We start from the raw sequence: 13,102 nt of genomic DNA on the forward strand, positions 1-13,102 counted from the left end.
ATTTAAATTTATTTAGACTTTAATTACTTCAACAAATGCGAATAATCATCTGGTAATTCAGCATCAATATAACGAAGGTATTTTTCTAAGGCTTCAATAGTTTGATGTCCTGTGATTCCCATTAATATACTCTTGGCTTCGTGAGGTGTTTTTATTTTTCTAATTTCTCTGTACAGGTTCGTAATGGCAGTATGTCTAAAACTATACAAACCATAATCCTTATTTAATTTAAAATGGTCTTTAACTAATTTAAATTTTTTAGAAAAATTATCTCTTCTGTTGTTTTCTTCTGCTTCCCATTCTGCTCCAATAGCTGTCGGAGTAAATAAATAATGATTTGGATCCATACTAGATAAATCAGGAAGTAAGTCAATTATTTTTTGAGGGATGATTTTTACTTTGACTGCCTTGTTTTTGGCTCGAACAAAAAGTTTTTTTCCTTCTAAGTCCAAATCACCTATTTTAAGTCGGTTTACTTCAACAGGTCTCAGGAAATTATAAGTGATAAATTGAATGTACAATAATAGGATAGCGTCATTCTGTTCTATGTATTCTAGAATGTCCTTTTCTTGTGTTACTGAATACGTTTTGTTTCTTTCTGGTGCTGATTTAAGGACGTTGATGCTTTTTACATAATTGTCATGCATTAGTTCGTTGTCTACTATTGTTTGTACAAGAGCACTTAAATCGGTTCTCGTGTTATTTCTATTGCTTGCACTAGTATTTTCTAAAACAGAGTTCAAATAAGTGATAAAAGTCTTTTTCTCTAAAGTTGAAATTTTGTCGGAACTACTTCCGTTTTCATCAAGCCAAGTCAAGAAACGATTAATTCTTCCTTGAAAACCACTATACGAAGTAGCGCCCAATACATTTTGCTTGATTTTTAATCCAAACTGAAAAGCTTCTTTGATGGATTTTTCGTTATCAATAACAACTTTAATTTTCGGTACTTTTGCTACAGGAATCTTTTCAGGCTTCTTTTCTGCAGTAATAACAGGATTAGCTGTTGTACCATTTATTTCAGTATCTAATTTTTGAAGTGTTTTTTCTTCTAATATAGAATTATCTACATAAGGGTTAAAACCTTTTTTTAATAAGAATAGCAGGTTGTCTTTTATTGTTTCCAATTTTGCATAGCGTTCTTTTTTTGTTTTGAGGCTATTAACACCAGTTTTAATATTGGTTTGACGAACTAGTTTTCCTGTTTGCGGATTTCTAAATGAAAAATAAACATACCATTCTTTCGATAATGCTTCTTCTTTTGTTAATTTGGATAGGGTAGACCATAGTTGTATGTCTACATTTCCAGTGTAAATATAAGGTCCTGAGTAGTTCGGTTTCATAGGCAAATCGTGTACGTAATCGTGCACGTTCTGTAAAAGTACTAAAAGTTTAGGCATAAAAAAACGGATTAGTTGGCACTAATCCGTGATTTTCAAAACTTTAAGTTTGTAGCGAGGACGAGATTTGAACTCGTGACCTCAGGGTTATGAATCCTGCGCTCTAACCGACTGAGCTACCTCGCCAAAGTTTCAAGAATAACAATTCCTGAACGCGGGTGCAAATATAGAAATAATATTAATGCGTGCAAGCATATTTTAAAGAAAAAAAAATATTTTTAAAAACGTTTTTTTTTCGGGCTTATATTCTATATATTCGAAAAAAATTAAAAGTAGCTCATGGATCAAAAAGTACGTTACGAAATAGAGTTCCCAATCAATTCTTCGCCGCAATTGTTATATCAATATATCTCAACTCCATCTGGATTGTCAGAATGGTTTGCAGATAATGTAAATTCTCGTGGTGAATTTTTTACTTTCATTTGGAATGATTCAGAAGAGAAAGCGAGGCTTGCCTCTAAAAAATCCGGAGAAAAAGTAAAATTTAAATGGGTTGATGGTAATAATAAAGATACCGAGTATTTTTTTGAACTGCACATCCTTGTAGATGAGTTAACTAAAGATGTTTCTTTAATGGTAGTTGATTTTGCTGATAAAGACGAGGTTGATGAAGCGTCATTATTATGGGAAAATCAAATTTCAGATCTTAAACATCTAATTGGATCGGTATAGTAAAATTGTATTTTATAACTTACATTTGCCCTGAACAAAAATCAGGGTTTTTTTATGATTAATTTTAATGGAATTATTGTGTCCCAAGACACAAATGTGTTGACACAGAATCGTGCTTTTTTATTTGGCGATGCCGTTTTTGAAACGGTTAAAATAGTAAATTCTAAAATTCTATTTCTAGAAGATCATTATTTTAGGCTTATGGCTTCTATGCGGGTGGTAAGAATGGAGATTCCTATGAATTTCACTATGGAGTATTTTGAAGAACAAATACTTTCTTTAGCAAGTACTAATTCAGTATTAAATTCATCACGTGCAAGAATTACCGTTTATAGAAATGATGGTGGTTTTTATCTGCCACAAACCAATGAAATTTCATTTTTGATTCATACTACTTCCATTGAAAGCGCTTTGTATTCATTCGAAAAGACGAATTATGAAGTTGATTTATACAAAGATTTTTATGTGACTAAGCAATTGTTATCTTCTATAAAAACCACAAATCGCATGCTAAATACAACTGCAAGTATTTATGCTCACGAAAACGGGTTGGACAATTGCTTGTTATTAAATGATACGAAGAATGTTGTTGAAGCAATTCAGGGTAATCTTTTTATGGTTGTAGGGGACAAACTAATCACACCTCCAGTGTCAGAAGGTTGTTTGAATGGTGTTATGAGAAAGCAAATCTTAGAATTAGCTAAAAAAATTACAGGTTTAGTAGTTGTTGAAGAAGTTATTTCTCCATTTGAACTGCAAAAAGCCGATGAATTGTTTATTACTAATGTTATCAAGGGAATACAACCAATAACTAAATACCGAAAGAAAGACTTTGCTGTAAACCATTCAAAGGTATTACTGCAAAAGTTAAATGAGATTGTAAGTAGTACTTAGTTTAGGTATGGATTTTCTGGCGCATTTGACCAAATAAGGTATTCGCCTCCTAATTCCATTATTTGTTCTTTCCAAAAATGAGTTGGTGATTTACCAATAATTTTATTTTTATAGCTATTAGGTGCAATAATCCAAGAGTTTGAATTCATTTCGGATTCTAATTGATTTTCATCCCAACCTGTATATCCTAAAAAGAATCGAATATTTCCTTTATTTATTCTGCCACTATTAATAAGGTCTTTTGTTGATTCAAAATCACCTCCCCAATATATTCCGTTAGATATTTCAATGCTATTTGGAATTAAGTCAGGAATGTTGTGAATGAAGTAAAGATTGTCTTGTTCAACTGGACCTCCATTGTAAATTTTGAATTTGGCACTAATTTCTGGAATTAAGTCGTTGATTGTGTATTTCAGCGGTTTATTGATGATAAATCCTACTGAACCTTCCTTATTATGGTCAGCCAATAAAATCACAGATCTATTAAATGATAAATCTCCAATTATAGAAGGCTCAGCAATAAGAAGTTGCCCTTTTATTAATTTTTCTGAAATCATAATTTCTGTAATTTTTTTATTAAATTTAAGAAAAAAAACTAAAAAAAACCAAATTTAATCGTTTAAATACAAAAAAAAACCCTCCATCAGGAGGGTTTTTGATTATATTAGGGTGAAAACTTTAAATTAGTTTACTGCACCTTCTAATTCAGCACCTGCTTTGAATTTTACAACATTCTTAGCAGCGATTTGAATAGTTTTTCCTGTTTGAGGATTTCTACCGTCTCTTGCAGCTCTTGCTGAAACTGACCATGATCCAAAACCTACTAGAGATACTCTACCACCTTTTTTCAAAGTACCACCTACGTTTCCTAAAAATGACTCTAAAGCTAATTTTGCAGCTGCTTTTGTAATTCCTGCATCTGCAGCGATAGCATCGATTAATTCTGATTTGTTCATAATAATAGTTTTATTAATTGTTGGTTAAAAAAATTGTTAATACACAAATTTAGCAGGAAATACGTACCTCGCAAGCGTTTTCGTTGATTTTAGCACGATTTGTTAATAACTTATTTTTTTTGTTCATAAAACAGTGCTTTTTAGTAATGATTTGTAGTAAAGCCCCGATTTTAGTAGCCTTAATAGGCTTTTGCTTGTTCTGAAAATGTAATTCCATTTAGTAATTCAGATGTTTTCATTCTCTTTTTACCTGGAAACTGTAGATTCAAAACTTGAATAAACCCTTTTTGAACTGCAATTTTCATTTCTTTCTTGGTACATATTAGGCTTCCAATTTCATAAGAGTGGTCTTCATCAATTATTTTAGCTTCATAGATTTTAATATTCCATTCTTCGTTTTTATCCGAAAAGAAACTCCACGCAGCTGGATAAGGACTTAAACCTCTTATTAAATTATTGATTTCTGATGCTGATTTTGTCCAATCAATTTTGCAGTTTTCTTTGTTTAGTTTGTAAGCAGTTTTTATATCAGATGATTCTTCTTGAATAGTAGTGGTTACATTCCCGGTTTCAATTAAATCTAAAGTTTTAATGACCGTATCACTTCCTAAATGCATTAATCGATCGTGCAGTTGTCCAGCATTCTCCTCTGGATCAATAGCTGTCTCAGAACTCATAATCATTGCTCCAGTGTCTATTTTGTCATCGATGAAAAAAGTAGTAACACCCGTTTTCACCTCTCCGTTTATAATAGCCCAATTAATTGGAGCCGCACCACGATAATTTGGCAGGAGTGAAGCGTGTAAGTTAAAAGTGCCTAGTTTAGGCATTTCCCAAACAACTTTGGGTAGCATTCTAAAGGCAACGACGATTTGTAAATTTGCATTTAGATTTTTTAACTCTTGTAAAAATCCTTCATCTTTTAGATTTGTAGGTTGTAATAAAGGAAGGTTATGTTCTAAAGCATATTCTTTTACAGCTGAATATTTTATTTTTTGTCCGCGACCTGCAGGTTTGTCCGCTGCGGTTATTACTCCTACAACAGTATAGCTATTTTTGATTATGGTGTCAAGTATTCCAACGGCAAATTCCGGAGTTCCCATAAATACAATTCGTAATTTTTCCATTATAGTTTTAAGATATATTTGTTATTAGGTTTTAATATTATTTTTTCGTTTTCCAATAGTTGCTGAATTGCAAAGATAACATCGTCTGATTTATTATTGATCCTATTTTGGATTTCTCTAGAATTTAATTCCTCATTAGTTATTATCAAAAGAATCTCTTTAGAAAGAGGTATTGTATTCGTTTTTTTATTTTTTTTGGTAATACAGTAGGAACAGATACCGCAATCCTCTGTGGTTTTTTCTCCAAAATAATTTAAAATCAATTTGCTCTTGCAAACTTTGTCTTCTTTTATGTATTTTAAAACCGATTTAAATTGCTCTTTTTTTAAGGTATTTTGATTTTCTAAATATTTAGCAACTCTATTTATAGTTCTTTCGTCTTCCCGAATTTCATTAAAAATTAAAGTGGAATCATTGTTTCTGGAATGGTAATCAATAATTCCTTTTTCTTTTAATTTTTGTAAAACAGCATAAATTTGTGTTTCAGGATGATTCGATTTTTTTGCAATTAATGGCAAGTTAAATGCCGTTTGCATCTCATAAATACCAGGATAGGTTCTTAATATTGCTAAAAGAATTTCTTCGTCATGTGGATTTAAACTGGTATAGCGAATTACTTCTTTTGAAGGAATAATGAACTGTAATGTGATTTTTTCTGAGAATTCTTGTGATAAAGTGATAACACCTTGTCTGTCTAAAAACTGCATTGCATTATATGTTTTTAGGACAGGGAACTTATATTTTAGACAAAAAGCATTTAAATTAAAAGAGAACTGCTCGTTTATTCCTTCTCCATAAGCGATTTGAAAGTAGTTGCAAAGTTTGATGTAAATGGAATTTAAAAAAGCTTTGTCGGGTAATATGTTTATAAATTGGTTTTCGGTTTGAGCTATATCAGATGGATTTGTGAGTAGTACGGCAAACGCTTTATCGCCATTTCTTCCTGAGCGACCAGCTTCCTGATAATAATTTTCTAAATTTTCGGGTAGTTGAATGTGAATTACTGTTTTTACATTGGATTTGTCAATACCCATCCCGAAGGCATTTGTTGCTACAATGACCTGAACTTCATCCTGCATCCACAGCAGCATGTTTTTATCTTTTTCTTTGGATGAAAGTCCACCATGGTAGAATGTGGCTTTAAATCCTAGATAACGCAATTGTGTTGAAATTTCTAAACAAGATTTTCTATTTCGAACATAAATGATAGAGGACTGTGGATTTTTTTTTAATATTTGTTCAATCCGAAAGAGCTTATCATCGGTTTCAAAAACCATATATGCGATATTTTTTCGAGCAAAAGATTTTTGAAATAATTTAGGATTATGCAGTCCTAATTCAGTTATGATTTCCTCTTTTGCTTTGGGAGTGGCCGTAGCGGTTAGGGCTAGAAAAGGAACATTTGGGAAATGGTCTTTTAATCCGGATATTTTTAAATATGCAGGTCGAAAGTCATGTCCCCATTGTGAAACACAATGTGCTTCGTCAATAGCTATTAAATTTATGGGAAGATTTTTTATTCTGTCTAAGATCCAATCAGACTGTAAACGTTCAGGTGACAAGTAGAGGAATTTATAATTTCCAAATTGGCAATTGTCCAATAAGTCAATCATTTCATTAGATTTTATGCCGCCAGTGAGAGCTATTGCTTTAATATCTCTTTTTTGCAAGTTGGCAACTTGATCTTTCATTAATGCAATTAATGGAGAAATAACAAGGCAAATTCCTTTATTGACCATTGCGGGAATTTGAAAACAAATTGATTTACCTCCTCCAGTGGGCATTAATGCAAAGGTGTCTTGTCCACTTAAAACAGAATCTATTATTTCTTGTTGTAGTGGTCTAAAGCGATCATGCTTCCAATATTTTTGAAGAATTTGTAATGCTTCAGACATCAATTTTTGAATTTTGAATATTATGTTAACAATCCATAATTCAGAAATTAAATTACGAATTAATTAGAAATTTTGTCTAATATAAAAAGAATTCTTTTATCTACCGTTTCCTTTGGTACTTCAATAAGATTGTAACCATACCCTTGGTATGTTTCAATAAGATGATCCTGAATTAATTTTGCTTGTTCGTAGTTTTCATAACGTGCTTCGTCACTTATGTAAATCTCCTCCCAAGGCGGAAGAATGAAAATTTTTGAATAGACATGTTCTCTACAGATTGCATCAAAAGATGCGGGGTAACTGTCTCCAATATAGTGCATATAAGCCAATACATCAGGAATACCACGGTCAATGAAAACAATGTCATGTGGTTCGTTTTGTGCGTTTGTGAACTGCTTTTTTCTTCCTTCAAGAAGGAGTTCACTAAATAATAGTGGTTTTTCAAGAAATAATTGTTCAATTCCTTGCTTTTTGGCCTCCAAAGTAACCTCCCTTGAAATTTCCGGATAGCAACAAAAGCCTTTTGCTTTCAATCCTTCAATTAGCGTACTTTTCCCAGTTCCTGGACCACCTATAATTACTATGATTTCTTTTTGCACTTTTTAGAAATAAGGCGCAAACTTACTTAAACTTATTGGAATTTGAAAAAATCATTATCATTAAAATTATAGTTTTTAAGAAAAATTAATAATCCATAATTCATAAATTACATTTGAAACCGTATATTTGCTTTAATTTTAATTAAAAAATGGATAAGAAGACCGAAGAATTTTATGATAGATTAAAAGTAGAGTTGGACATGAGTAATACTTGGCCCGCTTTGTACTTATTTAAATTTATTGTTCCAACTGAAAATGACAATGTTGAACGTGTAGAATTTGCTTTTGATTGCATGGGAGCGGTTATTAAAACGACAAAATCAAAAACAGGTAAATTTACCAGTATATCAGTTGATGTTCAGGTTAAAGATTCTCAAGAAATTATTGATAAATACCTAGAAGTCTCTACTATTAAAGGTATCGTTTCATTATAAATATCAAATAACAATGTGTATTGTAAACAGTTTTGTTTGCACATCTATTGTTGTATTGAAAAGCCTCAAAATAATTCACATATGAATTCAAAGTATCAAAAAGAAAATGCTAATGATGTTGTGCATCATTTAGAATATAATGCCGAAAGATCGCATTTGATTATTCCTGAATATGGACGTCATTTACAGAAACTAATTGATCAAGCTACAGCAATTGTTGATGTGGAAGAGCGCAATAAAGCAGCAAAGTATATTATTCAAGTAATGGGTAGTTTAAATCCTCATTTGCGTGATGTATTGGATTTTCAGCACAAATTATGGGATCAACTTTTTATTATGTCTGATTTTAGATTAGATGTTGAATCTCCTTACCCAATACCTTCGCGTGAAGTTTTGCAATTAAAACCGGATGTTTTAAAATACCCTCAAAATTTTCCAAAATACAGGTATTACGGTAACAATATTAAATATATGATTGATGTTGCCAATAAATGGGAAGATGGGGATATGAAAAATGCATTGGTAAAAGTCATTGCCAATCACATGAAAAAATCATATTTAAGTTGGAACAAAGATACCGTGAAAGACGATGTTATTTTTGAACATTTGTATGAGTTATCCGACGGTAAATTGAATATGCTTCAAAGTACGGAGGAACTTTTAAATACGACTGATTTATTAAGGACTAATAAGCGAATATCTAATAAAATTACTCCTGCTGGTCAACCAAAAATTCAAAGCAATAAAAATGCGAAAACAGGTAAATCAAAACCGTACATAAAAAATAATAATAACAATCAGAAATAAGATATCAAGTAGCTAAATTTGGTTTGATAATATTCATCAGCTAGATGGCAGTAGTATCTTAAATTATTTATAAAACTAATAATAATATCATATGGGAATTTTCAAAATAGAAGGAGGCATACGTTTAAAAGGAGAAATTACTCCACAAGGAGCAAAAAATGAAGCATTACAAATTTTGTGTGCTGTACTTTTGACGCCTGAAGAAGTAACTATAAACAACATTCCAGATATTATTGATATTAATAAACTTATTACGCTATTAGGTAATCTAGGAGTTAAAATTCAAAAAAACGGGGCAGGTTCTTATACTTTTCAAGCAGATGATGTGAATATTGGTTATCTGGAAACCGAAGCATTTAAGAAAGAGGGCGGTTCATTACGTGGTTCTATCATGATTGTAGGTCCACTTTTGGCTCGTTTTGGAAAAGGATATATCCCTAAACCAGGTGGAGATAAAATAGGACGTAGAAGATTAGATACTCATTTTGAAGGTTTTATTAATTTAGGAGCAAAATTTCGTTACAATCGTGAAGATCATTTTTATGGTGTTGAAGCTAAAAATGGTTTAATTGGTACAGATATGTTACTTGATGAAGCTTCAGTAACTGGAACTGCAAATATTGTAATGGCAGCAGTTTTAGCCAAAGGAAAAACAACGGTATATAATGCTGCTTGTGAACCTTATTTGCAACAACTTTGTAAGATGTTAAACTCCATGGGAGCAAAAATAACTGGAGTTGGATCTAATTTATTGTCTATTGAAGGTGTGGAAGCACTTGGTGGTTGTGAGCATAGAATTTTGCCTGATATGATTGAGATAGGAAGCTGGATTGGACTAGCTGCTATGACTAGAAGTGAAATTACAATTAAAAATGTGAGTTGGGACAATCTAGGTGTTATTCCAAATACTTTTAGAAAACTAGGAATTACATTGGAGCGTAAAGGGGATGATATTTATATTCCTGCTCATGAAGATGGATACGAAATTAAAACAGATATTGATGGTTCTATTCTTACCATTGCAGATGCGCCTTGGCCGGGATTTACTCCTGATTTATTGAGTATCGTTTTAGTAGTGGCTACTCAAGCCAAAGGAGATGTGTTAATTCATCAAAAAATGTTTGAAAGCCGTTTGTTCTTCGTGGATAAACTAATTGACATGGGAGCAAAAATCATGTTATGTGATCCGCACAGAGCAGTTGTTATGGGGCATGATTTTAAATCTCAATTGAAAGCTACAACAATGTCTTCACCAGATATTCGTGCTGGAATTTCTTTATTAATTGCAGCTCTTTCTGGTAAAGGAACTAGTACTATTCAAAATATTGAGCAAATCGATCGTGGATATGAAAGAATCGACGAGCGTTTAAGAGCTATTGGAGCTAATATAGTTCGTGTAGAATAATTATAACAAGTCCTATTTTAAATCGTTTAAATAAATCTTTTTGCATTCATTAAAGAGATTTTATTTAAACGATTTTTTAATTAAAAAATTAAAATGTCACACGAAGAGAAAGCTATAAAAGCTACTTATTTCAGTATAGTTGGTAATACATGTTTAGCTATTATTAAAGGATTGGCAGGGTTTTTTGGTAATTCCTATGCCTTGATTGCTGATGCAATAGAGTCTACAACGGATATATTTGCATCTTTTTTAGTGTTGTTTGGAATTAAATATTCAAATAAACCAGCAGATAAAAATCATCCTTATGGTCATGGCCGTGCTGAGCCTCTTGTTACTTTTTTAGTAGTTGGTTTTTTGATAACCTCGGCCACTATTATTGCCTATGAAAGTATCATAAATATTCAAATAGCACATGATTTGCCTAAATCATGGACGTTATTTGTACTAGGTGCAATAATTATTTGGAAAGAATATTCTTTTCGGTTGGTAATGAAAAGAAGTATTGAAACAAATAGCTCTTCATTGAAAGCAGATGCTTGGCATCATCGGTCCGATGCAATAACCTCTATAGCTGCTTTTATAGGTATATCTATTGCTTTAATTTTAGGAAAAGGATATGAATCTGCAGATGATTGGGCCGCACTTTTTGCCTCAGGTTTTATTTTATATAATAGCTATCTTATATTTAGACCTGCCCTTGGTGAAATAATGGACGAGCATTTGAATGATGACTTAATTGAAGAAATAAGAAAAGTTTCTTCACAGGTAGAAGGTATTATTGATACAGAAAAGTGTTTTATTCGTAAGGCAGGAATGAAATACCACGTCGATCTTCATGCTATAGTTGATGGAACTATCTCAGTTAGAGAAGGACATGATTTGGCTCATAAATTAAAAGATACTTTACGAACAGAAATTCCTGAATTGGGGCATGTTTTAATTCATGTAGAGCCCCATTATCAGGTTTAGACTAATTATAGAAAAGATTGGATAGCTAGTTCGTAACTTTTTAAGCCAAAACCTAATATAACTCCTTTTGCATTTCCTGAAATATAAGATTGGTGTCTAAAACTCTCGCGTGAAAAAGTATTTGAAATATGTACCTCTACCACGGGTGTTGTTATTGCTTTAATAGCATCTCCAATTCCTATAGAGGTGTGAGTATAAGCACCTGCATTAAGTATTATTCCGTCGTAAGTAAAGCCAAATTCTTGGATTTTATCAATCAGTTCTCCTTCTATATTGCTTTGGAAATAACTGAACTCTATTGTTGGAAATTTAATTTGTAGACTAGTAAAGTATTCTTCAAAAGTTAGACTTCCATACACTTCTGGTTCACGTTTTCCTAATAAATTAAGATTCGGACCGTTGACAATACTAATTTTCATAATTTATGTTTTTGTAAAAATAAATAAACCGTTCCAATTATGAAACGGTTTTGATAAAATTAGTTTTGATTCACTTTCTAGAAAAGAAAACCAACTGATACTTGAACTACTGAGTTTTTTGTTTGAGCTTCTTTTGAGACTTCTGTAAGACCTAAAACATAACGTCCTTGTAAGAAGATGCTTTTTGTTAGATTAACTCCTAAACCACCTACTGCTGCAAATTCAAATGTTTCAGCATTACTTACATCAAAATTATTCCTTTCACTTAATAAAAAAGAAGCTTGTGGTCCAAGATCAAGACTGACAAATTTATTTAAATGAATTTTAGCCAAAACGGGAATGGATAAGTAACCTAATTCATTTTTGAACTCAGTTCCAGCATTTTTATATGTTGCTCCTTGAGTAGAATAAAGTAATTCGGGTTGTATTGAGAAACTATCCACAAGTTTAATTTCTGCTACAAGACCAGCGTGGTAACTAGTTATCGCGTCAGTTTGTATGTCTGACCCTTCGAAATTTGCATAATTAACCCCTGCTTTAATTCCGAATTTTACTAATTGTGCCTCTACGTTATTAGATAAGGCGAAGAAAAATAGCCCAATCAAAATTGATTTTTTCATAAGTTATTGTTTTAATATTAATGTCTGTTTATATCGAGCAATTTAGAACTCTTTTATGTAATAGTTATTGTAATATTATTTGTTTTTATGTCAAAATTATAAGCTTATTTTTTAAATGTGTGGCTGTTTTTTCTATATGGGCTTTCGATCTAGTATGAAAATAATGTAAGTATAAAAGTATTAAAAGTCTTATTTTGTCGTTTTTAGTCGTAACTTTTTGATTGTCAACGAGTTTAATTACTGTTGTTAACTTTTTGGTTATTAGTTATTTAACTTTGATATTCTAATTTTAAATATTAAAATCATGAAGAAAATTATTTTTACAATTGCAGTGTTATTTATAATAACTAGCAATAATGCACAGGATAAAAAAGAAATGTCTTTTGGTATTAAGGCAGGTCTGAATATTGCAACAGTTACCCACGTTGATAATTCAAAAGCGTTAGTTGGATTTGAAGGAGGTGTTTTTGGTGAATTTATGATTGGCGATAAGTTTGCTATTCAGCCAGAAGTTTTATATTCTGGTCAAGGAGTAAAATCGGAAGGTATGGAGTTAAAACTGGATTATATAAACATTCCAATTTTGGCAAAATACTATGTTGCCGATTCTTTTAGCATTGAATTGGGGCCACAAGTCGGTTTTTTAATTTCTGCAAAATCGGAGGGAGTGGATGTTAAAGAATTCTTTAAAACAACGGATATTAGTGTGGATTTTGGTGCTAATTATGATATTACTAAAAATTTCATATTTGGTGTTCGTTATGATTTAGGCTTATTAAGGTTGCAAGAAAGTATAGGCCCAGGGGAAAAAGAGTCGAAAAACTCAGTGATTCAAATAGCTGTAGGGTATAAATTTTAAAATTTTAAATATTATTGAAAACCTTCCAATTTTGGAAGGTTTTTGT

General features: G+C 31.6%; 15 protein-coding genes and 1 tRNA gene. 7 read left to right on the forward strand and 9 right to left on the reverse strand.

Features of this window, described 5'->3' with window-relative positions; genetic code table 11:
- Nucleotides 1-23: 23 nt before the first annotated feature.
- Nucleotides 24-1,343: a tyrosine-type recombinase/integrase gene (locus AB3G34_RS01820; protein WP_369753292.1), complete on the reverse strand. Its 1,320-nt coding sequence runs from the start codon at nucleotides 1,341-1,343 to the stop codon at nucleotides 24-26.
- A 109-nt stretch (nucleotides 1,344-1,452) separates the two neighbouring features.
- Nucleotides 1,453-1,526 (reverse strand) — tRNA-Met (locus AB3G34_RS01825).
- Nucleotides 1,527-1,679: 153 nt separating this feature from the next.
- Between AB3G34_RS01825 and AB3G34_RS01830 the strand changes: the two genes are divergently transcribed.
- Together AB3G34_RS01830 and AB3G34_RS01835 are read left to right on the forward strand one after the other, a co-directional pair.
- The gene (locus tag AB3G34_RS01830) at nucleotides 1,680-2,072 is read left to right on the forward strand and encodes an START-like domain-containing protein (protein WP_367757600.1); all 393 of its coding nucleotides are present in this window, start codon (nucleotides 1,680-1,682) and stop codon (nucleotides 2,070-2,072) included.
- Nucleotides 2,073-2,126: 54 nt separating this feature from the next.
- On the forward strand, nucleotides 2,127-2,966 hold the full coding sequence (locus AB3G34_RS01835) for an aminotransferase class IV (protein ID WP_369753293.1): 840 nt from the start codon (nucleotides 2,127-2,129) through the stop codon (nucleotides 2,964-2,966).
- Here AB3G34_RS01835 and AB3G34_RS01840 read toward each other — a convergent pair.
- The 5 genes from AB3G34_RS01840 to AB3G34_RS01860 all read right to left on the reverse strand — a co-directional run bounded on the left by AB3G34_RS01840 (nucleotide 2,963) and on the right by AB3G34_RS01860 (nucleotide 7,543).
- Entirely contained in the window at nucleotides 2,963-3,523 is a 561-nt protein-coding gene (locus AB3G34_RS01840; RefSeq protein ID WP_367757604.1) for a YqgE/AlgH family protein, read from the reverse strand. The two genes, AB3G34_RS01835 and AB3G34_RS01840, sit on opposite strands and share 4 nt — an antisense overlap.
- Nucleotides 3,524-3,649: 126 nt before the next feature.
- Nucleotides 3,650-3,922, reverse strand: coding sequence for an HU family DNA-binding protein (locus tag AB3G34_RS01845; protein ID WP_073017033.1), 273 nt, complete (start codon nucleotides 3,920-3,922; stop codon nucleotides 3,650-3,652).
- 179 nt (nucleotides 3,923-4,101) lie between these two features.
- Nucleotides 4,102-5,049, reverse strand: coding sequence for a methionyl-tRNA formyltransferase (gene fmt, locus AB3G34_RS01850; RefSeq protein WP_369753294.1), 948 nt, complete (start codon nucleotides 5,047-5,049; stop codon nucleotides 4,102-4,104).
- Nucleotides 5,049-6,944 carry a RecQ family ATP-dependent DNA helicase gene (locus AB3G34_RS01855; RefSeq protein WP_369753295.1) on the reverse strand — a complete coding sequence of 632 codons (1,896 nt, stop codon included), beginning with the start codon at nucleotides 6,942-6,944 and terminating at the stop codon, nucleotides 5,049-5,051. The genes fmt and AB3G34_RS01855 overlap by 1 nt, the downstream gene beginning before the upstream one ends.
- 59 nt (nucleotides 6,945-7,003) lie before the next feature.
- A complete protein-coding gene (locus tag AB3G34_RS01860) occupies nucleotides 7,004-7,543 on the reverse strand; it encodes an AAA family ATPase (protein ID WP_367757611.1) in 540 nt (179 codons plus the stop codon).
- A 149-nt stretch (nucleotides 7,544-7,692) separates the two neighbouring features.
- Here AB3G34_RS01860 and AB3G34_RS01865 point away from each other — a divergent pair, with 149 nt between their 5' ends.
- The 4 genes from AB3G34_RS01865 to AB3G34_RS01880 all read left to right on the forward strand — a co-directional run bounded on the left by AB3G34_RS01865 (nucleotide 7,693) and on the right by AB3G34_RS01880 (nucleotide 11,158).
- Nucleotides 7,693-7,977, forward strand: coding sequence for a DUF493 family protein (locus AB3G34_RS01865; RefSeq protein WP_367757613.1), 285 nt, complete (start codon nucleotides 7,693-7,695; stop codon nucleotides 7,975-7,977).
- A gap of 81 nt (nucleotides 7,978-8,058) precedes the next feature.
- Entirely contained in the window at nucleotides 8,059-8,784 is a 726-nt protein-coding gene (locus tag AB3G34_RS01870; RefSeq protein WP_367757615.1) for a DUF4290 domain-containing protein, read from the forward strand.
- Nucleotides 8,785-8,875: 91 nt separating this feature from the next.
- Nucleotides 8,876-10,189, forward strand: a complete 1,314-nt coding sequence (gene murA, locus AB3G34_RS01875; RefSeq protein ID WP_367757617.1) for a UDP-N-acetylglucosamine 1-carboxyvinyltransferase — start codon at nucleotides 8,876-8,878, stop codon at nucleotides 10,187-10,189.
- A gap of 93 nt (nucleotides 10,190-10,282) precedes the next feature.
- Entirely contained in the window at nucleotides 10,283-11,158 is an 876-nt protein-coding gene (locus AB3G34_RS01880) for a cation diffusion facilitator family transporter (RefSeq protein ID WP_369753296.1), read from the forward strand.
- 5 nt (nucleotides 11,159-11,163) lie between these two features.
- On the opposite strand, the gene aroQ is transcribed toward AB3G34_RS01880, so the two are convergent.
- Nucleotides 11,164-11,577 carry a type II 3-dehydroquinate dehydratase gene (gene aroQ / locus AB3G34_RS01885; protein ID WP_367757621.1) on the reverse strand — a complete coding sequence of 138 codons (414 nt, stop codon included), beginning with the start codon at nucleotides 11,575-11,577 and terminating at the stop codon, nucleotides 11,164-11,166.
- A 77-nt stretch (nucleotides 11,578-11,654) separates the two neighbouring features.
- On the reverse strand, nucleotides 11,655-12,197 hold the full coding sequence (locus tag AB3G34_RS01890) for a porin family protein (RefSeq protein ID WP_367757623.1): 543 nt from the start codon (nucleotides 12,195-12,197) through the stop codon (nucleotides 11,655-11,657).
- A gap of 304 nt (nucleotides 12,198-12,501) precedes the next feature.
- Between AB3G34_RS01890 and AB3G34_RS01895 the strand changes: the two genes are divergently transcribed.
- The gene (locus tag AB3G34_RS01895) at nucleotides 12,502-13,056 is read left to right on the forward strand and encodes a porin family protein (RefSeq protein WP_369753297.1); all 555 of its coding nucleotides are present in this window, start codon (nucleotides 12,502-12,504) and stop codon (nucleotides 13,054-13,056) included.
- Nucleotides 13,057-13,102 lie beyond the last annotated feature (46 nt).

Origin of the sequence: Flavobacterium sp. WC2409 (genome assembly GCF_041200085.1) — a bacterium.
In the GTDB taxonomy this organism is placed as follows: domain Bacteria; phylum Bacteroidota; class Bacteroidia; order Flavobacteriales; family Flavobacteriaceae; genus Flavobacterium.